This window comes from Azospira sp. MPR-LB4 (assembly GCF_058809525.1).
Map to the genome: position 1 here is coordinate 1,113,831 of NZ_CM179521.1, position 20,056 is coordinate 1,133,886.

The following is a 20,056-nucleotide window of genomic DNA, read 5'->3' on the forward strand; positions in this document are numbered from 1 at the left end:
GGCTGCCTGGCCCCGACAGGAAAACCCCGGCGCCCTGCTGGCCAGGGGCATTCCGAGCTTTTGGCGTCTACGTGCACCAAATTGGTGCATAATCCCCGGCGTTTTTTCATCTTCCGAAAGCACGCCATGAACGACACCCTGGATTCCTTTCTTGCCCGCCTGCAGCTCCGGGACCCGCAACAGCCGGAGTTTCTCCAGGCCGTGAAGGAGGTCCTGGAAACCCTGTGGCCCTTCCTCCAGGAAAATCCCCGCTACCGCCGCCTGGGCCTGCTGGAACGCATCGTCGAGCCGGAACGGGCCATCATGTTCCGCGTGCCCTGGGTGGACGATGCCGGCCAGGTCCAGGTCAATCGGGGCTACCGCATCCAGATGAGTTCGGCCATCGGCCCCTACAAGGGCGGCATCCGCTTTCACCCCTCGGTCAATCTCTCCATCCTCAAGTTCCTGGCCTTTGAGCAGGTGTTCAAGAACTCCCTCACCACCCTGCCCATGGGCGGCGGCAAGGGCGGCGCCGACTTCGACCCCAAGGGCAAGAGCGACCTGGAGGTGATGCGCTTCTGCCAGGCCTTCATGGCCGAACTGCACAAGCACATCGGCGCCGACATCGACGTACCGGCCGGCGACATCGGGGTCGGCGGCCGGGAGGTGGGCTACATGTTCGGCATGTACAAGAAGCTGGAAGGGGAGTTTTCCTCCGTCCTCACCGGCAAGGGCCTGGACTACGGCGGCAGCCTGATCCGCCCCGAAGCCACCGGCTACGGCACCATCTACTTCGTCGAGAACATGCTGGCCACCCGCAACATGGGCCTGGAAGGCCTGCGCGTCACCGTCTCCGGCTCCGGCAACGTGGCCCAGTTCGCCGCCCAGAAGGCCATGCGCCTGGGGGCCAAGGTCATCAGCGTTTCCGACTCCGGCGGCACCGTGCACGACCCGGACGGCATGACCGAAGAGAAGTGGTCGGCCCTGCACCACATCAAGGAAGTGCAGCGGGGCCGGGTCGAGGACTACGCCCGCCAGTTCGGCCTCACCTTCCTGCCGGGCCAGCGGCCCTGGTCCATTCCCTGCGACGTGGCCCTGCCCTGCGCCACCCAGAACGAGCTGGACGGCAACGACGCCCGCACCCTGCTGCAGAACGGCGTGCGCTGCGTCGCCGAGGGCGCCAACATGCCCTCCACCCTGGAAGCGGTCCATGCCTTCCTCGAGGCCGGCATCCTCTACGCCCCGGGCAAGGCCTCCAATGCGGGCGGGGTCGCCGTCTCCGGCCTGGAAATGAGCCAGAACGCCCTGCGCCTGTCCTGGACCCGGGACGAGGTGGACCAGCGCCTGAAGCAGATCATGCTCTCCATCCACGCCGCCTGCGTCGGCCACGGCAGCGGCCGGGGCCAGCAGGGCAGCATCAACTACGTGGCCGGCGCCAACATCGCCGGCTTCGTCAAGGTAGCCGATGCCATGCTGGCCCAGGGCGTGGTCTGATCCCGGCGCCAAGGCCAAAACAAAAGGCCCCGCATGCGGGGCCTTTTTCATGGGACCAGGTGCGGCGGATCAGGCCGCTTCCTTCAGCGCCCGGCGCAGGATCTTGCCCACGTTGGTCTTGGGCAGGTCGTCGCGGAACTCCACCAGATGGGGCACCTTGTAGCCGGTGAGGTTCTCCTTGCAGTGGGCGATGAGCTGCTCCTTGGTCACCGACTTGTCCTTGAGCACCACGAAAATCTTCACCGCCTCGCCCGAATGCTCGCTCGGCACACCCACCGCGGCCACTTCCATGACCGCCGGATGCATGGCCACCACGGCCTCCACCTCGTTGGGATACACATTGAAGCCGGACACCAGGATCATGTCCTTCTTGCGGTCCACGATGCGCACGAAGCCCTTCTCGTCCATGACACCCACGTCGCCGGTGCGCAGGAAGCCGTCGGCGTAGAACACCGTGGCGGTTTCATCCGGGCGCAGCCAGTAGCCCTTCATCACCTGGGGGCCGCGGATGCAGATTTCGCCGGCCTGGCCCACCGGCAGGTCGTTGCCCAGGTCGTCGCGGATGACGATCTCGGTGGAGGAGATGGGCAGGCCGATGGCGCCGTTGAATTCGCCCAGGTCCAGGGGATTGATGGTGGCCGCCGGCGAGGTCTCGGTCAGGCCGTAGGCTTCAATCAGGGGTTTGCCGGTGACCTGGCGCCATTTCTGGGCCACGGACTTCTGCACCGCCATGCCACCCCCCAGGGCCGCGCGCAGGGCCGAGAAATCCAGCTTGGCGAAGTCCGGGTTGTTGAGCAGGGCGTTGAACAGGGTGTTCACCCCGGTGATGACGGTGAACTTGTACTGGGCCAGTTCCTTGACGAAGCCCGGAATGTCCCGGGGATTGGTGATCAGCACATTGGTGGCGCCGATCTTGAGGAAGGTCAGGCAGTTCGCCGTCAGGGAGAAGATGTGGTACAGCGGCAGGGCGGTGATGATGAGTTGCTGGTCCTTGTGCAGGAAAGGCTCGATCCAGGCGTGGGCCTGCTGCAGGTTGGCGATGATGTTGCGGTGGAGCAGCATGGCGCCCTTGGCCACGCCGGTGGTGCCGCCGGTGTATTGCAGGTAGGCGATGTCCTCGTGGCCCACCTGCACCGGACGCAGGGTGGCACCCTTGCCCCGGGCCATGGCGGCCTTGAACTTGACGTGGCGCGGCAGCTTCCAGGCCGGCACCATCTTTTTCACGTGGCGCACCACCAGATTGACCACGGTGCCTTTGACCAGGCCCAGCATGTCGCCGAGGGAGGTGACGATGACGTGCTTCAGGCCCGGCACCAGGGGCAGGGCCTGCTCCAGGGTGTGGGCGAAGTTCTCGACGATGACGATGGCTTCGGCGCCGGAATCCTTCAGCTGGTGTTCCAGTTCCCGGTGGGTATAGAGGGGGTTGCAGTTCACCACCACGTAGCCGGCCCGCAGGGCGCCGAACATGCACACCGGATACTGCAGCAGGTTGGGCATCATCAGGGCGACGCGGGCGCCCTGGGGCAGCTTCAGCACGTCCTGCAGATAGGCGGCGAAGTCCCGGGAGAGCCGGTCCAGCTCGCCGTAGGTGATGCCCACGCCCATATTGATGTAGGCCACCCGGTCCCGGTACTGGGCACAGCTCTGCTCGAAAAGCTGGCCCAGGGACTTGAATTCGTTGACGTCGACAAACTCCGGCACGCCTTGCGGGTAACTCCGCAGCCAGATCTTTTCCATGGTTTGGTCTCCTCCTATGGCAGTGGCCAAGGGTCTTGTGGGTTTTCTTATTGACGGTTCAAACGACCGTTTGAAATCATTGTAACCCGAGTTTCACCCCCTTGGTAGTGGGACAGCCGGGGCCCGGGGGAAATCCCCTAGACCCTGCCGATTCATCGCCTCACCCGGCCCCCGGCGGCCATCGCCACGGCCCCGCCGCCAGCCCCGGCAAAGGCTCCTCAGGCCGCGCTCCGGAGCACCTCCCGGGCTTTTCCCGGGCCGTAAACGCCGCTGCCCGCCGGACCTGGAAGGCGCGGCGGGCAGCTTGGCATGGAGGCTACGGCGGCGGATCAGGCGGAGCCTTCCTCGTCCGGCCAGTTCTTGATGTAGTTCTTCAGCATCTTGTTCTCGAAGTTCTGTTCCTCGAGTACGGACTTGGCCACGTCGAGGAAGGAGAGCACGCCCATCAGGGTGGTGCCGTCCATCACCGGCACGTAGCGCTGGTGGTTTTCGATGAGCAGGTGGCGCAGCTCGTTGGTTTCCATATCGGGGCTGGCCGTGATGGGCGCGGAGAGCATCACGTCCTCGACCTTGACGCTGGCCAGGTTGCCCTTGTGCCGGTGCACCGCCTTCAGCACTTCGCGGAAGGTCAGCATGCCGACCATCTTGCCGCCGCCCATGACCACCAGGGAGCCCACGTCGTTTTCGGCCATGGCGGCCACGGCGTTGTCCAGGGTCTGCTGGGGCATGGCCGTGAACAGCACCGTTCCCTTGATCGCCAGAATATCCCGCACATGCATGTCTGTTCCCCTTGTCGCTTATGTTCGCTGTCGTCGCTGTCTCATTGTCTCCGGCACCTGGGGAGGGCCGGACCCGGATTAGTGATCGGATGTTAGTTCATCCCCTGCAATAGGGAAAGTGGCGTTTACCCCAAATCGGACAGCATTTCTTGCACCTCCAGCAGGGTGCCGTCGCCGAATACCAGGGCGGCGCGTACGGGCTTCTGCCCATAGAGGGGCGTCAGCAGTTCCCGGTACTCCGCCACCTGGCGGCGGTACTCGGCCAGGCGCTTGGTGTCGGCGCGGGAACTCTTGTAATCCACCACCCACACCGCCTCCGGCGTTTCCACCAGACGATCGACCCGCTTCACCTGGCCTTCGGCGTTGCTGATCTCGGCCTCGTTGCGGGCCACCAGGGACGGGTCGAGCAGGAAGGCCAGCTCGGGCCGGGCCATCAGGCGCCGGGCGGCGGCCTCGGCTTCCTCGCCGCCGGCTTCGCTGGCTGTGGCGCCGCCCACCTTGCGCCACCAGTCAGGCTCCAGGGCAAGGCCGGCGGTAAGGCGCTCGAGGCAGCCGTGGAGGAGGATGCCGAAGAGGGCGTCCTCCCCCGGCCCCAGGCGCCGCTCGCCCACGGGCTCCACCGCCAGGAACGGCGCAGGACGCCATTGTTCAGGCAGACCCGGCGAAGACTGGCTTCCCGCCTGACTCCCGGCCATGGCATCCAGGGAAAGATCGCCGTAGGCCAGGGTGCCGGCCTCGTCCGCCGTCGCCCCCAGGGCAGCCAGGGCCCGGGCCAGGCGCTGGTAGGGACTGTTCTCGGGAGAGTCGCCCTTCTTCGGCGCGCTGCCGCTGGCGACGAACACCTGCTTGGCCCGGGTGACGGCGACGTAGAGCAGGTTCAGTTCCTCCCGCTCCGCCAGCTTCGCCTCGCCCTCGAACAGGGGCTCCCGGGCCGCCCCCCGGTCGGCCTTGATGCCGTAGAGGGAAAGGTGCTCGGGCCGGGGCGCTTGCGGCGGCCAGTCCACCAGCAGGCTCCAGGCGTCGGCGGGACCGCCGCCCTCGGCATTGGCGTCGAGCAGCCAGACGACGGGCGCTTCCAGGCCCTTGGCGGCGTGGATGGTGAGGATGCGCACCCGGCCCTGGCCGTCGTTGCTGTCACCTTCGACGATGCCCTCGTCCGGTGCCTCGTCGGCATCCGCATCGCGCAGGCGGGACAGCTCGTCGATGAAGCGGGGCAGGCTGGGGTAGCGGCCGCCGTCCAGGTCCAGGGCCAGTTGCAGCAGGGCCAGCAGATTGGCTTCCACCCCGGGCCAGAGGGCCGCCGGTACGGCTTCCCGGTAGCGGGCCAGCAGCTCGCCCTGGTGAAAGACCCGGTCCAGCAGATCGTGGGCCGGCAGCACGTCGGCAGCCTTCAGCCAGCCGTCCAGCAGGGCGAAGGCCCGGGCCAGGCGCGGCCTCGCCTCGCCCCGGTTGGCCAGGCCCATGAGGCGTTCCCACCAGGGGCCGGGGCCGGCGGCGGCCAGTTGCAGCAGGTCCTCGTCGCCCACGGCGAAGAGGGGTGTGCGCAGCACCTGGGCCAGGGCCAGGTCGGCGGAGGGCAGTACCAGGAATTCAAACAGGGCGGCGATGTCCCGGGCTTCCAGGGTCTGCAGCAGGCCGCCCCGGGAGGCCGCCAGATAGGGGATGCCGGCGGCCTTGAGGGCCCGCTCGTAGGCGGCCAGCTGGGTGCGCTTGCGCACCAGCAGCATGACGTCGCCCCAGCGGGCCGGGCGTTCGCCCTCCCCTTCCTTGACCCGCAGCGTGGCCATGAACTGCTGCAGACGTGCTGCCAGGCGGGCCGCCTCCTCGTCCCGCCGCGGGTCCCTGGCTTCCGTCGCCGGGGTGGTGAGGGGATCGCGCAGGGCGGTGCCGGCGCTTTGCTCCTCCTCTTCCGCCAGGCTCACCAGGGGCAGCAGCTCCACCCGGCCCGGCAACTGCCCGGCCAGGGAACTCTGGGGGCGAAAGCCGGTGAAGGCGGGCTCGACACTGAAGAGGGCATTGACCACCTCCACCACCGACCGGGCGTTGCGCCGGGTGGCGTCCTGGGCCAGGCGGCGGGCGCCGAAGTTGTGTTCGAGGAAATCCGCCGCCGTGGCGAAAAGCCGGGGCTCGGCCTGGCGGAAACGGTAGATGGACTGCTTGGGGTCCCCCACCAGGAACAGGCGGGGCGCCTCGCCACCGTCGCCATGGGTATAGGCATCGAGCCAGGCCAGGAGGATCTGCCATTGCAGGGGGTTGGTGTCCTGGAACTCGTCCAGCAGGATGTGCTTGTAGCGGGCGTCCAGGCGGGCCTGCAGGAAGGCGGCGTGGCCCTCGTCCTGCAGCAGTTGCAGCACCTGCCATTCCGCGTCTACGAAGTCGATCAGCCGGCGGGCCTGCTTGTGCTTTTCCAGGCGCTCGAGGAAGGCGGCGCCCAGGCTGAGGCCGTGGCGGTTGAACTCGAGAATCTGTTCGGCCCGCAGCACTTCCCGGGTGGCCAGGAGGGACTGGCCGAGACGCTGGTGCAGGTCGAGGAAGCGGGCAGCGCCGTCGCTGCCGAAGCGCTTGTCGAGGGCGCCGGAGGGCTTGCGCGAGCGCAGGGTGCCGGTCTGGGTCAGCAACACACTGCCCAGGGCCGCGAAGGCCGCTTCCGGCGCCGCGCCCGGCTGCAGGGCGGCGCGCAGGGGCGCCACCAGGGCCTGGTCGGTCTTGGTTTCGCTCTGTTCGAGAAAGCCCAGGTAGGCGTGGTAGTCGGCCTCCCAGCCCGGGGCGAAGAAGGCCTCCAGGCCCTCCCCCGGTTCGCCGACGCCGAGCAGCTGTTGCAGCCGCTCCAGGGCATGGGCGACGCCGTTTTCGGTGCCTCCCGTATAGGCCAGCCATTCGGCGCGGCGGGCCACCAGGCGCATCAGCAGGCTGCGGGTGCTGTCCAGGCCGGCGCCCTGCAGCAGGGCGGTGAAATGGCCGGCCAGTTCGCCTTCGGGATCGACCTGCAGTTCGGCGGCGAAGTTCTGCCACAGCTCTTCCAGCAGGCGCCCGGTGGATTCCACCAGGCTGCTGCCGGCCAGGCCGGAGACCAGGGGCGCGGCGGCGATGAGCTGGAGGAACCAGCCGTGGAAGGTGTACACCGAGAGGGGCGGCTGGGCGTCCGCCACCCGCTCGTAGAGGCCCCGGGCCCGGCGCAGCAGGCCGGCGTCCGCTGTCATGCCGCGCTCGGCAAGGAAAACAGTGGCCTCGGCATCGGGCATGGCCGCCAGGTCCCGCAGCCAGCCCATGACCCGCTCCTCGATTTCCCGGGCCGCCTTGCGGGTGAAGGTGATAGCCAGGATGTCGCCGGGGGCGGCGCCCTCCAGCAGCAGACGCACGATGCGGGAAGCCAGCAGCCAGGTCTTGCCGCTGCCGGCGCAGGCTTCCACCACCACCGAACGGCGGGGGTCCAGGGCGTCCAGCACCAGTTGGCGGGGATCAGTCATGGCGGGGCTCCCCCGGGGCACTGGCATTCACGCCGTCGTTCATGTCATCCACATGTTCGTAGCGGCACAGGCCAGACATTTCGCAATAGGTGCACAGGGCGGCGACGCCGTGGGCCGGCAGGGAGGCGCCGGCCCGCATGGCCTGCACCGTCCGCACCAGGCGCGCGGCCTGGGCCTGGGCGTCGGCCTGCAGGTCGTCGCTGGCGGAGAGGGCTTCCACCTTGTCGTCGTCCAGCACCACGTAGGCGGCCTCTTCCGCGTCCTCGCCCACCAGGGCGGCGTAGGCGGCCAGCTGCAGGTCCTCTTCCAGGCCGGACTTGATGGCCTGGCGGCTGCGGGTCTTGTAGTCGAGCAGGGAATAGCCGTCGGGGCCGGTATCGGTGCGGTCGATGCGGCCGTGCAGTTCCACCTGGGCCCCGTCGGCCAGGGGGAAGAGGCGACTCTGCTTGGTTTCGGCGTCGTGCCAGTACCAGCCCTCGGCCTCCCGCTGGCGCTGCCAGACGAGATAGGCGGCGAGGCGCTTTTCCCAGCGCAGGCGCCAGCCCAGGGCCAGGTAGTTGTCGGCCAGGGCCCGGGCGAAGACCTCCCGGGTGAGCGCCTGCAGGGCCGCCAGGGCTTCGGCCTCGGGCACCGGGGTCAGCACCGGGTATTGTTTATGGAAACGTTCCAGCACTTCGTGCACCAGCAGGCCGTAGTCCCGCTTTTCCATTTCCTCGCTGACCTCGTCCAGCTCGTTGAGGCGCAGCACGTGGCGGGCGAAGAAGCGGTAGGGGCAGCCCACCAGGGCGGTGTAGGCGCTGACCGAATACTTGAGGGGCACCGCCTCCGGCGCCAGCACCGGCGCCGGCCGCCGGGTGGGGCCGGGACGGGCCTCGTCGCCTTCCGGCGGATCGGCCAGGGCGGCCACGGCGCCCTGCAGGCTGCTCCCCCAGGCGAAGCGGTGCAGGGCGGCGAGGCGGTCCAGCTCCGGCGCTAACAACTGGGGTTCCCCGTCCCGTTCCTCCTGCCAGGTCACCGCCACCTGGGGCACGCTGGCCAGGAGCAGGGCCAGGTCGGCACGCAGGCGTTCCTGGGCCACGGCCCGGGTGGGCAGGCCCAGTTCCTGGCGCACGCTCTGGTTGAAGAAGGCGGCAGCCGGCTCGGCGGGCTTGAGGCGCCCCGCATCGCCGCCCAGCAACACGGCGGCCTCGAAGGGCCGCAGGCGGGTGGCGGCCAGGTGGGTCATGAGCACCGGACTGTCGATGGAGAGGTCGCGGAAGACTTCGCTTTCCAGCTCCCGGTTGAGCCAGTCGCGGAAAACGTGGAAGGGGAAGCGGTCCCGGCTCTCCGCCAGTTCCTCCCGGCGCTGGGCCAGCAGGTCCAGGATCACCGCCCCGGCGGCATCCTTGAGCAGGCGCTGGCGGGCGCCCAGGGCGTCCACCGCCTTTTCCAGGCGGGCGATCCAGTCGGGCAGGGTGGCATCGCGGCTGGCCAGCAGCTTGAGGGCCGCTTCCAGACGATCGAGCAGGGCCAGGGCCCGCTCCTGGGCGGCGGTGGGCTGATCCACGGCCTGCAGCACCCGGCGCATGCCGGCCAGGCCGGCCTTGACGCCGCCCCGGCGCACCGCCTGCTCCAGGGCGAAGACGGCACCCTTGCGGGCGTTGTCCCGCAGGTCGTCGCAGAGGAAGGGGGACTTCAAGAGGTCCAGCACGTCCTTGTAATAGGCGGCGCCGGCCACGGTCTCCAGGAGGCCGTCGAGGACGGCGCCGGCCCGGGAGGTGGACAGCTTCCAGCCGGTCTCATCCGCCACCAGCACCTCGCGCCGCTCCAGCAGGGCCCGCACCCGGCGCGCCACCAGGCGGTCCTGGGCGATCAGGGCGATGCGCCGCTTGCCCTCCTGCAGCCATTGCAGCACCAGGGCGGCAGCGCCCCGGGCCTCCTGTTCCCGACCCCGGGCGGCGAGTATCTGCAGGCGCTCGGCCAGGGGGCTGGCGGGTACCCGGGCCGGCAGGGCGTGGGCCCGTTCCAGCAGGGGCGCCATCTCCTGAGCCGGATCGGGCAAGGGCCAGGCGGCGGCCAGGGTGCGCATCAGAGGCGCTTCATCCTGCTGCCGCGGCATGGGGTAGTAGAGGAACACCGGCTGACGCTCGGCGTAGCGCTGGTAGAAGGCCTTTTCCGCCGGCTTCAGGGCCGTTTCCGGCGGACCGTCCAGCACCGCCACCAGGGGCGCCGCGGCAGCCTCGGCGAGGCGGGCCAGTTGCAGGGCGTAGGCGCCTGGGCCGTCGGGCCGGCCCAGGCCGGCCAGGACCCGCCACAGTTCATGCACCACCCGGGCCTCGAAGGCCAGGGGCACGCTGTGGCGGATGGCGTAGGCCGCCTCCAGCTCGGCGACGAAGGCGGCTTCGTCCGCCGGCAGGGCCAGGGCATTCTCGGTGAGTTCGTCGAAGAGGGCCGCCATCTCCCCGGCCACGCCCCACAGGGCGCCTTCCTCGAACCAGCGGCGCTCGGCCAGGGCGGCCCGCAGCAGCAGCAGGCGCTCGCTCTCCGGCAGGGGGGCCGGCTGCAGCACCTGGGTCCCGGCCCAGCGGGCCAGGGTGTCGCACACCGGCAGCAGCAGGGGCTGGGCGGCCACCCTGCCCAGCTCCCGGCGCAACAGGGAGGCCAGGGGCAGGCCCGGGACGCAGACGTGCAGGGACGCCAGGTTGAGGCCCAGGCCGCGCTCGGCGCCCAGGGCCAGGACGCCCTGGGCCACGGCCGGCAGAAAACCGGGGCCGGCGGGCAGGGGCAGGATTTGCAGGGCGGACATCGAGGCGGACCCGGCTCAGCGTTGCAGCAGCTTGAGCTTGTCCGGCTTGCCGTTCCACTCGTCCGCATCCGCCGGCGCCGGCTGGCGCTGGGTGATGGCCGGCCACTGGCGGGCCAGCTCGGCGTTGAGTTCGATCATGTGCCGCTGTTCCACGGGCACGTCGTCCTCGGCGAAGATGGCCTCCGCCGGGCACTCGGCCACGCACAGGGAGCAGTCGATGCATTCCTGGGGGTCGATGGCGAGGAAGTTGGGCCCCTCGCGGAAGCAGTCTACGGGGCAGACATCGACGCAATCGGTGTACTTGCAGCGGATGCAGTTTTCAGTGACGACGTAGGCCATGGGAATCTCGAAATAATATCGGCATGCGGAATCGGGAATTGCCAGACGCAACCGGCCTTCGCCTGAAGTCGGGCCGTGGCGCCGGATTCCCGGGAGACGAAGTTTACGGCAACTTCCCATGCCCGTGGTTTTTCGTTAGGATAGGCCCGTTCCAACCTGTCCGCCCCTTCCGGCGCCGGACACATTTCCCCCAATCTCCAAAGACTTAGATTCCCAACGAGGCTTTTTCCATGAGCGAACACATCCATTACGTCACCGACGACAGCTTCGAGGCCGAAGTTCTTCAGTCCGAGCAACCCGTGCTGGTGGACTACTGGGCCGAATGGTGCGGTCCCTGCAAGATGATCGCCCCGATCCTGGACGAGGTGTCCACCGAATACGCCGGCAAGCTCAAGGTGGCCAAGCTGAACATCGACGACAACCAGAAGACCCCGGCCAAGTACGGCATCCGCGGCATCCCCACCCTGATGCTGTTCAAGGGCGGCAACGTCGAGGCCACCAAGGTCGGCGCCCTCTCCAAGTCCCAGCTCACCGCCTTTATTGACAGCAACCTGTAAAGTCTTTAGGCTGCCTGCCTGAAAGTTCCGGCCGCGCCGCACCAGGGCGCCTAGCGCATACGAACACTAAAAACCTGCGCGATTAAGGGTTGGACTTTCAGGCTGCAACACACCGGGTTCTCCGGGCCAAGAAGCACCGTCGCTCTCCCCCGCCCTGACCGTTTTCGTTTCAGCCCTGACCGGGTCCGGCCCGCACGCCGCACCTTCGATTCCCGACACTTTCTCTGTCTGCCTTCCACTGCCTGTCGTTTCAACGCGGCTTCCGTCCGCCCTTCCTGAAACTCGACACTCCCCCTACGCCATGCATCTATCCGAACTGAAAAACCTCCACGTCAGCCAATTGCTGGAAATGGCGACGACCAACGAAATCGAGGGCGCCAACCGGCTGCGCAAGCAGGAGTTGATCTTCGCCCTGCTCAAGAAGCATGCGAAGAAGGGCGAGAGCATCTTCGGCGACGGCGTCCTGGAAGTGTTGCCCGACGGCTTCGGTTTCCTGCGCTCCCCGGAAACCTCCTACCTGGCCAGTACCGACGACATCTACGTCTCCCCCTCCCAGATCCGCCGCTTCAACCTGCATACCGGCGACACCATCGAGGGCGAGATCCGCACCCCCAAGGACGGAGAACGCTACTTCGCCCTGGTCAAGGTGGACAAGATCAACTACGAGTCCCCGGAAGCGTGCAAGAGCAAGATTCTCTTCGAGAACCTGACGCCCCTGCACCCCTCCTCCCACCTGCACCTGGAGCGGCCGATCCGCGCCGAGGAGAACACCACCTCCCGCGTCATCGACATGATCGCCCCCATCGGCAAGGGCCAGCGCGGCCTGCTGGTGGCCCCGCCCAAGTCCGGCAAGACCGTGATGCTGCAGCACATCGCCCACGCCATCACCGCCAACCATCCGGACGTGCAGCTGATCGTCCTGCTCATCGACGAGCGTCCGGAAGAAGTGACGGAAATGCAGCGCACCGTGCGCGGCGAAGTGGTGGCCTCCACCTTCGACGAACCGGCCACCCGCCACGTCATCGTCGCCGAAATGGTCATCGAGAAGGCCAAGCGCCTGGTGGAACACAAGAAGGATGTGGTCATCCTGCTCGACTCCATCACCCGCCTGGCCCGCGCCTACAACACCGTGCAGCCCGCCTCCGGCAAGGTGCTGACCGGCGGTGTGGACGCCAACGCCCTGCAGAAGCCCAAGCGCTTCTTCGGCGCCGCCCGCAACATCGAGGAAGGCGGCTCCCTCACCATCATCGCCACCGCCCTGGTGGAAACCGGCTCCCGCATGGACGACGTGATCTACGAAGAGTTCAAGGGCACCGGCAACATGGAAATCCACCTGGATCGCCGCATGGCCGAGAAGCGCATCTACCCGGCCATCAACGTGAACCGCTCCGGCACCCGCCGCGAGGAACTGCTGCTGAAGCCCGACGTGCTGCAGAAGATGTGGGTGCTGCGCAAGCTCCTGTACAACATGGACGACCTGGAAGCGATGGAATTCCTGCTGGACAAGGTCAAGGCCACCAAGGCCAACGCCGAGTTCTTCGACGCCATGCGCAGCGGCCGCTGAGGCCCGGCGGCGCCCCGACAAAACATTTGCAACTACTGGAAAGTTCAGGGATAATCCCGCGTTTTCCAGGGGCCGGTCACAACCGCCGGCCAAGAGACTCGAAAGGACACACCATGAAGCCCGGTATCCACCCCGAATACAACGACATCCAGGTCACCTGCTCCTGCGGCGCCACCTTCACCACCAAGTCCACCATGGGCAAGCCCCTGAACGTGGAAGTGTGCTCCTCCTGCCACCCGTTCTACACCGGCAAGCAGAAGATCATGGACACCGCCGGCCGCGTTGAAAAGTTCAACCAGAAGTTCGGCAACCTGCGCAAGTCCGCCTAAGCTTCTGCGGACGATCCGGCGCCTGGCGCCGCGCAATGAAAAAGGCAGCCACGGGCTGCCTTTTTTGCTTTGACCGCCCTTACCTCCAGTCACCTATCGGCCATGATCGACCGCCACTTCCCCGGCCCCGCCACGCGCTACCCCGTCCCTTTCCGGGGACTGCCCCTGCTCCTGCTGCTCGCCCTGTTCCTGCTGCCGGGACTGGTGGGCCACGATCCGTGGAAGGCCGAGGACGCCACCCACCTGGGCATCGTCTGGCGCCTGCTGCAGGGCGACGGCGGCCTGGTCCTGCAACTGGGGCGGGATGCCTGGCCCGACGCCATGCCGCTCTACTACTGGACCGCGGCCCTGGCCGCCAAGGCCTTCGCCTGGCTGCTGCCCTGGTTCGACGGGGCGCGCCTGGCCACCGCCCTCTATGCCGCCCTGACCCTGGGTTTTCTCGCCCTGGCCAGCCGGGAGCTGCATGGCCGCGACGAAAGCGCCTCCGCCCCCCTGCTGCTGGCCGGCTGCATCGGCCTGCTGGTGCATAGCCACGAAGCCCAGCCGGCCATCGCCTTCCTCGCCGGCCAGGCCGCCACCCTGGCCGGCCTCACCCTGCTGCGGCGCCACCCCTGGAGCGGCACCCTGGTCTTCGGCGGCGGCGCCCTGACGGCCTTCCTCGCCGCCGGCCTGGCCGCCCTGCCCGGTCTGCTCCTGCCCCTGGTGCTGCTGCCCTGGCTGGCGCCGCGAAAAACCCTGGTCGTCCCCCTGTTGCTGCTGTCCCTGGCCCTGGCCGCCACCGGTCCCCTGCTATGGTCCGTGCTGCTGACCCCGGCCCAGGCCGGCGTCTGGTGGAACGGCGAACTGGCCCAGCTGCGCAGTCTGGAAGCCGGCTGGCGCAACGCCCTGGTCCTGCTCAACATGCTGCCCTGGTACGCCTGGCCGGCCCTGCCCCTGGCCCTGTGGACCCTGTGGGCCCGGCGCCGGGAATGGCTGACCGCAGCCCCCGCCCCGGCCCTGCTGCTGCCCCTGGCGGCCTTCCTCGCCAGTTTCCTCACCGTGGTCAGCACGGTGGATGCCAAGAGCGTGGCCGCCCTGCCCCTGCTGGCCCCCCTGGCCCTGCTCGGCGCCGGCGGCATCAAGACCCTGCGCCGGGGCGCCACCAATCTTTTCGACTGGTTCGGCATGATGACCTTCACCGTGGCCGCCGCCCTCATCTGGCTGGGCTGGAGCGCCATGGTCTTCGGCCTGCCGCCCAAGATCGCCCGCAATTTCGTCAAGCTGGCGCCGGGCTTCGAAGGCAGCTTCGCCCTGTTCCCCGTGCTCTTTGCCCTGGCCCTCAGCGCCGCCTGGTTCTGGCTCATTTTCTCCTCGCCCCGTTCGCCCTACCGGGGCCTGACCCACTGGACCGCCGGCGTCACCCTGCTGTGGGGGCTGGTGGCCGCCCTGTGGTTCCCCTGGGTGGACTACGGCAAGAGCTACCGCCCAGTGGTGGCCGGCCTGACCCAGGCCCTGCCGACCAAGCACGGCTGCGTCGCGGTGCGGGGCGAACTGTCGCCGGCCCTGAAGGCCTCCCTCGACATCTTCGGCGACCTGCGTCCCCTGCCCCTGGCCAGCAGCGAAGGCAAGCGCTGCGACTGGATGCTGGCCCTGGTGCCGGTGAAGAGCAGCGGCACCGCCGGCACCGGCTGGGAACGGGTCTGGGAAGGGGCCCGTCCCGGCGACAAGACGGAAAGGCTGCGTCTGTACCAGCGCCGCGCCGGCTGAGGCCGCCGCAAGGATCGCCTTTTTCCAGACAAGAAAAAGCCCGGGCCCCTGCTCCTGCAAAGGAGAGGGGCCCGGGCTTTTTGACGGCGCCAGACGCGGGCTGAAGCAGCTCAGCGCTTGGTGGTCAGGTAGGCGGCCACGGCCTTGATGTCGTCGTTGGTCAGGGGCGCGGTGGCGATCTGCATCAGGGGATCGATGCGCTCGCCGGTCTTGTCCCGGTAACGGGTGATGGAGCGGATCAGGTATTCCTTCTGCTGGCCGGCCAGACGGGCGATTTTCTCATTGCCGCGGGCGTCCTCGCCGTGGCAGCGCACGCACAGCTTGGCGAAGGTATCCTGGCCGCGGCGCACCAGGGCGGCATCCGCATTGCCCGGCACCACCTTGGACTCGGAATAGAACAGGGAAATCTGCACCCGCTCGTCGTCGGACAGCACCTTGATCAGGCCCTGCATGAATTCATCCTTGCGCTGGCCGGAGCCGAACTTGCGGATCTGCTCCAGCAGGTAGGCCGGGTTCTGGCCCGCCAGGTTGGGCACTTCCGGGTACTTGCTGTTGCCGTCCTCGCCGTGACAGTTGGCGCAGAAGAAGGAGGCCTTCTTGCCGGCGGCGACGGCGGCGGCGATGTTGATCTTCATGGCCGCCAGCTTTTCTTCCGGCGTGGTCGGGGCCGGCGCGGCGGCGGGGGCCGGGGCGGCTTCCTTCTTGGGCGGCGCGGCGTGCGCGGGCGCCGCCAGCAGACCCAGGGACAGGCTCAGGGCAAGGGGCAGGGGAAATGCCATTCCCAGAATTTTTCTCATTGTTCCTCCCAACGTGGTAAATGTTTTTTCCGCGGATTCTCAGACCCGCAGGAATTTTTCGCGGTAGTACCGCAATTCTTCGATGGATTCGTGGATGTCGGAAAGGGCCGTGTGCAGGCCCTTCTTGGCGAAGCCCTGGGCCACCTCGGGCGCCCAGCGCCGGCACAGCTCCTTGAGGGTGCTCACATCCAGATTCCGGTAATGGAAATAGTCTTCCAGGGCCGGCATGTAGCGGGCCATGAAACGGCGGTCCTGGCCGATGGAATTGCCGCACATGGGCGTGGCGCGGCGGGGCACCCACTGTTCCATGAAGGCCAGGGCCTCGGCCTCGACCTTGGCCTCGTCGGTGGCGGACGCGCGCACCCGGTCGATCAGGCCGGACTTGCCGTGGGTGTTCTTGTTCCAGTCGTCCATGCCGTCCAGCACCGCCTCGGCCTGGTGCACGGCCCACACGGGGGACTCGGCCAGGACGTTGAGATTGACGTCGGTGACCACCATGGCCATTTCGATGATGCGATCCTGGTCCGGGTTGAGGCCGGTCATTTCCATGTCCAGCCAGACGAGGTGGTTTGCGTCCTGTGCCATAATCCGAGGAGAAACTTGCGAAGCCTCTATTTTGTCACAGCTTCATGCCGGCTGACTGCCTTCCTGCATCATCGGCCTGCCGAACCTGCCCCGGACCAGCCCCGAATCCGCTTTTTCCCTGTCGAGACGACTTTCCTGCCGTGACCTTCACCCTCGTATTCCTCGCCGCCCTCCTCCTCAGCCTGGCCCTGCGCCTGGGTCTGGCCCGGCGCCAGATCGCCCACGTCCAGGCCCACCGCGGGGCGGTGCCGGCCGAATTCTCCGCCCGCGTCTCCCTGGAGGCCCACCAGAAGGCCGCCGACTACACCGTGGCCCGCAACCGCTTCGGCATGGCCGCCACCCTCCTGGAAGCCCTGGTCCTGCTCGGTTTCACCCTGGGCGGCGGCATCCAGGCCCTGCACGGCCTGTGGCAGGGCTGGCTGCCGGACAGCCCCCTGGGCTACGGCCTGGGCCTGATCGGCAGCGTCACCCTCATTTCCGGCGCCATCGACCTGCCCTTCGCCTGGTACCGCCAGTTCGTGCTGGAGGAGCGCTTCGGCTTCAACCGCATGACCCCGGCCCTGTTCCTCACCGACCTGCTCAAAAGCACCCTGCTGGGCGCCGCCATCGGCGCCCCGGTGGTGCTGGCGGTGCTGTGGCTGATGGGCTCCATGGGCGAGAACTGGTGGCTCTACGTCTGGCTCTTCTGGTCCGGCTTCAATCTTTTGCTGCTGTTCATCTACCCGACCTGGATCGCCCCCCTCTTCAACAAGTTCGCGCCCCTGGAAGCGGGCGAGCTGAAATCCCGCATCGAGGCCCTGCTGGCCCGCTGCGGCTTTGCCGCCTCCGGCCTCTTCGTCATGGACGGCTCCAAACGCAGCGCCCACGGCAACGCCTATTTCACCGGCTTCGGCAAAAACAAGCGCATCGTCTTCTTCGATACCCTGCTCTCCCGCCTCTCCCCGGTGGAGGCCGAAGCGGTGCTGGCCCACGAGCTGGGCCATTTCAAGCGGCGCCACATCGTCAAGCGCATCGCCCTGCTCTTTGCCATGTCCCTGGGCTTCCTCTGGCTCCTCGGCCAGCTCATGGAAGCGCCCTGGTTCTATGCCGGTCTCGGCGTCTCGGCCCGGAACACTGCCCTGGCCCTGATCCTCTTCTTCATGGTGGCGCCGGTGTTCACCTTCCTGCTGACGCCCCTTTCCAGCCTGCTCTCCCGCCGCCACGAATACGAGGCCGACGCCTACGCGGTGGAGCACGCCGACGGCGAGCAGCTGGTGGCCGCCCTGGTCAAGCTGTACGAGGACAACGCCAGCACCCTGACCCCGGACCCGCTCCATTCCCTGTTCTACGATTCCCACCCGCCCGCCGCCCTGCGCATCGCTCACATCACCCGCCTGAGCCAGCGCCGGACCGGCGCCGGGGCAACCGCCTGAAGGAAAGCGCCATGCTTCTGGACGATCTGGCCCGCGACACCTGCCGTCACCTCTCCGGCCCCCAGCACCGGCTGGACGACGCCACGGTGGCCATGCTGCTGCCCCTGCTGCCCGGCTGGAGCCGGGAGGACGGCCATATCGCCAAGACTTTCCATTTCACCGGCTACGAGGCGGCCATGCTCTTCGCCAACGGCGTCGCCTGGCTGGCCCAACGGCAAAACCATCACCCGGAACTGCAAGTGAACTACAACACCGTGCGCGTCACCTACGGCACCCACGACGTGGGCGGCCTCTCCCGCAACGACTTCATCTGCGCCGCCAAGATCGAAGCGCTGGCGGCCCTATGAGCGAGCGCATCCCAGGTCAGGTGGTGGCCGCCCACGGCCGCCAGTACATGGTGGAACTGGCCAGCGGGGAAACCCTGCTGTGCTTCCCCCGGGGCAAGAAGAGCGACATCGCCTGCGGCGACCGGGTCGAGATCAGCCGTCCGGCCAAGGACCAGGGCGCCATCGAGGCCATCACGCCGCGTAGTTCCCTACTCTACCGCTCCAACGAATACCGGCAGAAGCTCATCGCCGCCAACGTCAGCCAGGTGCTGATCGTGGTGGCCACCGAGCCGGGCTTCAGCTTCGAGCTGGTCTGCCGCACCCTGGTGGCCACCCAGGACCAGGGCGTGGCCGCCCGCATCATCCTCAACAAGTGCGACCTGGCGGACAAGATCGCCCCGGCCCGCCAGGCCCTGGCCCCCTTCGTCGCCCTCGGCGTGCCGGTGCTGGAGCTTTCCGCCCTGCACGGGGCCGAGGCCCTGCGCCCGCTCCTGGCCGGCCACACCAGCCTGCTGGTGGGCCAGTCCGGCATGGGCAAATCGACCCTGGTGAACGCCCTCATTCCCGAAGCGCGCGCCGCCACCCGGGAAATTTCCGAAGCCCTGGATTCGGGCAAGCACACCACCACCCACGCCCGCCTCTATCACCTGGACCCGGCCAAGCCCGAAGCCGGCGACCTGATCGACTCCCCCGGCCTGCAGGATTTCGGCCTGCGGCACCTCTCCCGCAGCGACATCGAGCACGCCTTCGCCGAACTGGCGCCCCATCTGGGCCAATGCCGCTTCCGCGACTGCCGCCACGACCGGGAGCCGGACTGCGCCCTGCGCAGCGCCCTCGAAGCAGGCCAGATCGACCCGCGCCGCTGGGCCGTGTTCCGCACCCTGTACCAGGGCGCCAGCAGCTAGGCAGGCCAGGGGCCAGGCAGGACGGCCATCCCGGGCATGCCATGACGGAAAGGCAGGCGGGACGGGCGTCCTGGCGGTGGTATCGGTAGAATCCGGGCCCGCCGCCGAACCGCCGCCCCGGCCGGAAATCCCGCTTCAAACCGATCACCTCTCTTGCCGCCGCCAGCCCAACGGCCATTCATGGCCTTCCCCACCCTTTCCCCGGCGCCGTCGCCGATCCGTGGGATACTCGCCCCCTCTCTCACCGCCCATCGCCCATGACCAATCCCGCCGCCCCCGCCAGCCCCAAGCCCGGCCTGCATCCGCGCAACCGCCACGCCCACGGCTACGACTTCGCCACCCTGGCGGCCATCACGCCCGAGCTGGCCCGCTTTATCGTCACCACGCCCGCCGGCAGCCCCAGCATCGACTTCGCCAACCCGAAGGCGGTCAAGGCCCTCAACAAGGCCCTGCTGGAAGCGGACTATGGCGTTTCCGGCTGGGACATCCCCCCCGGCTACCTGTGTCCGCCCATCCCGGGCCGGGCCGACCTGCTGCACCACCTGGCCGACATGCTGGCGGAAGGCAACGAGGGCCGCATCCCCACCGGGGAGCGGGTGCGGGTGCTGGACATCGGCGTCGGCGCCAACGGCGTCTATCCCCTCATCGGCCACGCCGAATACGGCTGGCGTTTCGTCGGCGTCGATACGGAGCAGAAGTCCCTGGACAACGTGGCCCGCATCGTCGCCGCCAACGAGCACCTGGCCGGCGCCATCGAGCTGCGCCACCAGCCGGTGCCGGACAACATCTTCGTCGGCGTGCTGCGCTCCGGCGAGAAGTTCGACCTGACGCTGTGCAACCCGCCCTTCCACGCCTCCGCCGCCGACGCCCGCTTCGCCAGCGAGCGCAAGCAGAAGAACCTGGGCCAGACCCAGGGCAAGGGCGGCTCCAACTTCGGCGGCCAGGACAACGAGCTGTGGTATCCCGGCGGCGAACGGGCCTTCCTCACCCGCCTGATCGAGCAGAGCGCCGGCATCCCCAAGCGGGCCCTGTGGTTCTCCGCCCTCATCTCCAAGGCGGAAAACCTGCGCCATGTGGAAGCGGCCCTGGCCAAGGTCAAGCCCACCGCCAGCCGCATCATTGCCATGAGCCAGGGACAGAAGCAGAGCCGCCTGGCGGTGTGGAGCTTCGTCGGCCGGGCCGAGCGGCAGAAGTGGATGCTGGCCCGCTGGGGCTAAGGCAGCCGCGCCGGCAGCACGAAAAAAAAACGGGGCCC

16 protein-coding genes are annotated in these 20,056 nt (G+C 68.2%); 9 read left to right on the plus strand and 7 right to left on the minus strand.

What is annotated here, in order from left to right:
* Positions 1-126: 126 nt before the first annotated feature.
* Entirely contained in the window at positions 127-1,473 is a 1,347-nt protein-coding gene (gdhA, locus tag AC3QLZ_RS05050; RefSeq protein WP_205229944.1) for an NADP-specific glutamate dehydrogenase, read from the plus strand.
* 69 nt (positions 1,474-1,542) lie between these two features.
* On the opposite strand, the gene AC3QLZ_RS05055 is transcribed toward gdhA, so the two are convergent.
* From AC3QLZ_RS05055 to fdxA, 5 genes are all read right to left on the minus strand, one after another.
* Positions 1,543-3,210 (minus strand): long-chain-fatty-acid--CoA ligase, encoded by a 1,668-nt coding sequence (locus AC3QLZ_RS05055; RefSeq protein ID WP_492783445.1) that lies wholly within the window; start codon positions 3,208-3,210, stop codon positions 1,543-1,545.
* A 329-nt stretch (positions 3,211-3,539) separates the two neighbouring features.
* Positions 3,540-3,989: a CBS domain-containing protein gene (locus AC3QLZ_RS05060; protein ID WP_014238225.1), complete on the minus strand. Its 450-nt coding sequence runs from the start codon at positions 3,987-3,989 to the stop codon at positions 3,540-3,542.
* A gap of 125 nt (positions 3,990-4,114) precedes the next feature.
* On the minus strand, positions 4,115-7,456 hold the full coding sequence (locus AC3QLZ_RS05065; protein ID WP_492783446.1) for a UvrD-helicase domain-containing protein: 3,342 nt from the start codon (positions 7,454-7,456) through the stop codon (positions 4,115-4,117).
* Positions 7,449-10,241: a PD-(D/E)XK nuclease family protein gene (locus AC3QLZ_RS05070; protein ID WP_492783447.1), complete on the minus strand. Its 2,793-nt coding sequence runs from the start codon at positions 10,239-10,241 to the stop codon at positions 7,449-7,451. Before AC3QLZ_RS05070 ends, AC3QLZ_RS05065 begins: the two co-directional genes overlap by 8 nt.
* A gap of 15 nt (positions 10,242-10,256) precedes the next feature.
* Positions 10,257-10,580 carry a ferredoxin FdxA gene (fdxA, locus tag AC3QLZ_RS05075; RefSeq protein WP_014238228.1) on the minus strand — a complete coding sequence of 108 codons (324 nt, stop codon included), beginning with the start codon at positions 10,578-10,580 and terminating at the stop codon, positions 10,257-10,259.
* Positions 10,581-10,810: 230 nt separating this feature from the next.
* Between fdxA and trxA the strand changes: the two genes are divergently transcribed.
* The 4 genes from trxA (at position 10,811) to AC3QLZ_RS05095 (ending at position 14,776) form a co-directional block, all read left to right on the plus strand.
* Positions 10,811-11,137 (plus strand): thioredoxin TrxA, encoded by a 327-nt coding sequence (trxA, locus tag AC3QLZ_RS05080; RefSeq protein WP_014238229.1) that lies wholly within the window; start codon positions 10,811-10,813, stop codon positions 11,135-11,137.
* A 301-nt stretch (positions 11,138-11,438) separates the two neighbouring features.
* Complete coding sequence (gene rho / locus AC3QLZ_RS05085; protein ID WP_014238230.1) at positions 11,439-12,701, plus strand: transcription termination factor Rho; 1,263 nt, start codon at positions 11,439-11,441, stop codon at positions 12,699-12,701.
* Between the two features lie 113 nt (positions 12,702-12,814).
* Positions 12,815-13,030: a 50S ribosomal protein L31 gene (gene rpmE, locus AC3QLZ_RS05090; RefSeq protein ID WP_014238231.1), complete on the plus strand. Its 216-nt coding sequence runs from the start codon at positions 12,815-12,817 to the stop codon at positions 13,028-13,030.
* A gap of 102 nt (positions 13,031-13,132) precedes the next feature.
* Entirely contained in the window at positions 13,133-14,776 is a 1,644-nt protein-coding gene (locus AC3QLZ_RS05095; protein ID WP_287873796.1) for an ArnT family glycosyltransferase, read from the plus strand.
* Positions 14,777-14,886: 110 nt separating this feature from the next.
* Here AC3QLZ_RS05095 and AC3QLZ_RS05100 read toward each other — a convergent pair whose 3' ends face one another.
* Positions 14,887-15,555, minus strand: coding sequence for a c-type cytochrome (locus AC3QLZ_RS05100; protein WP_232058827.1), 669 nt, complete (start codon positions 15,553-15,555; stop codon positions 14,887-14,889).
* A 57-nt stretch (positions 15,556-15,612) separates the two neighbouring features.
* Positions 15,613-16,158 carry an oligoribonuclease gene (gene orn, locus AC3QLZ_RS05105; protein ID WP_287873797.1) on the minus strand — a complete coding sequence of 182 codons (546 nt, stop codon included), beginning with the start codon at positions 16,156-16,158 and terminating at the stop codon, positions 15,613-15,615.
* Positions 16,159-16,298: 140 nt separating this feature from the next.
* On the opposite strand from orn, the gene AC3QLZ_RS05110 reads away from it, so the two are divergent.
* The 4 genes from AC3QLZ_RS05110 (at position 16,299) to rlmF (ending at position 20,018) form a co-directional block, all read left to right on the plus strand.
* Positions 16,299-17,570, plus strand: a complete 1,272-nt coding sequence (locus tag AC3QLZ_RS05110) for a M48 family metallopeptidase (RefSeq protein WP_130458860.1) — start codon at positions 16,299-16,301, stop codon at positions 17,568-17,570.
* Between the two features lie 11 nt (positions 17,571-17,581).
* Entirely contained in the window at positions 17,582-17,917 is a 336-nt protein-coding gene (locus AC3QLZ_RS05115) for a 4a-hydroxytetrahydrobiopterin dehydratase (RefSeq protein ID WP_014238236.1), read from the plus strand.
* Positions 17,914-18,801, plus strand: a complete 888-nt coding sequence (gene rsgA, locus AC3QLZ_RS05120) for a ribosome small subunit-dependent GTPase A (protein WP_287873798.1) — start codon at positions 17,914-17,916, stop codon at positions 18,799-18,801. Before AC3QLZ_RS05115 ends, rsgA begins: the two co-directional genes overlap by 4 nt.
* A 257-nt stretch (positions 18,802-19,058) precedes the next feature.
* Positions 19,059-20,018: a 23S rRNA (adenine(1618)-N(6))-methyltransferase RlmF gene (gene rlmF / locus AC3QLZ_RS05125; protein ID WP_287873799.1), complete on the plus strand. Its 960-nt coding sequence runs from the start codon at positions 19,059-19,061 to the stop codon at positions 20,016-20,018.
* The last annotated feature ends 38 nt before the right edge of the window (positions 20,019-20,056 follow it).

Bases quoted from the DNA above. Each gene is read 5' to 3' on its own strand.
- AC3QLZ_RS05100 (WP_232058827.1), bottom strand. From the start codon at position 15,555: ATGGCATTTCCCCTGCCCCTTGCCCTGAGCCTGTCCCTGGGTCTGCTG.
- AC3QLZ_RS05060 (WP_014238225.1), bottom strand. From the start codon at position 3,989: ATGCATGTGCGGGATATTCTGGCGATCAAGGGAACGGTGCTGTTCACG.
- AC3QLZ_RS05115 (WP_014238236.1), top strand. From the start codon at position 17,582: ATGCTTCTGGACGATCTGGCCCGCGACACCTGCCGTCACCTCTCCGGC.
- rpmE (WP_014238231.1), top strand. From the start codon at position 12,815: ATGAAGCCCGGTATCCACCCCGAATACAACGACATCCAGGTCACCTGC.
- rho (WP_014238230.1), top strand. From the start codon at position 11,439: ATGCATCTATCCGAACTGAAAAACCTCCACGTCAGCCAATTGCTGGAA.
- trxA (WP_014238229.1), top strand. From the start codon at position 10,811: ATGAGCGAACACATCCATTACGTCACCGACGACAGCTTCGAGGCCGAA.
- AC3QLZ_RS05095 (WP_287873796.1), top strand. From the start codon at position 13,133: ATGATCGACCGCCACTTCCCCGGCCCCGCCACGCGCTACCCCGTCCCT.
- AC3QLZ_RS05065 (WP_492783446.1), bottom strand. From the start codon at position 7,456: ATGACTGATCCCCGCCAACTGGTGCTGGACGCCCTGGACCCCCGCCGT.
- orn (WP_287873797.1), bottom strand. From the start codon at position 16,158: ATGGCACAGGACGCAAACCACCTCGTCTGGCTGGACATGGAAATGACC.
- AC3QLZ_RS05070 (WP_492783447.1), bottom strand. From the start codon at position 10,241: ATGTCCGCCCTGCAAATCCTGCCCCTGCCCGCCGGCCCCGGTTTTCTG.
- rsgA (WP_287873798.1), top strand. From the start codon at position 17,914: ATGAGCGAGCGCATCCCAGGTCAGGTGGTGGCCGCCCACGGCCGCCAG.
- fdxA (WP_014238228.1), bottom strand. From the start codon at position 10,580: ATGGCCTACGTCGTCACTGAAAACTGCATCCGCTGCAAGTACACCGAT.
- AC3QLZ_RS05055 (WP_492783445.1), bottom strand. From the start codon at position 3,210: ATGGAAAAGATCTGGCTGCGGAGTTACCCGCAAGGCGTGCCGGAGTTT.
- gdhA (WP_205229944.1), top strand. From the start codon at position 127: ATGAACGACACCCTGGATTCCTTTCTTGCCCGCCTGCAGCTCCGGGAC.
- rlmF (WP_287873799.1), top strand. From the start codon at position 19,059: ATGACCAATCCCGCCGCCCCCGCCAGCCCCAAGCCCGGCCTGCATCCG.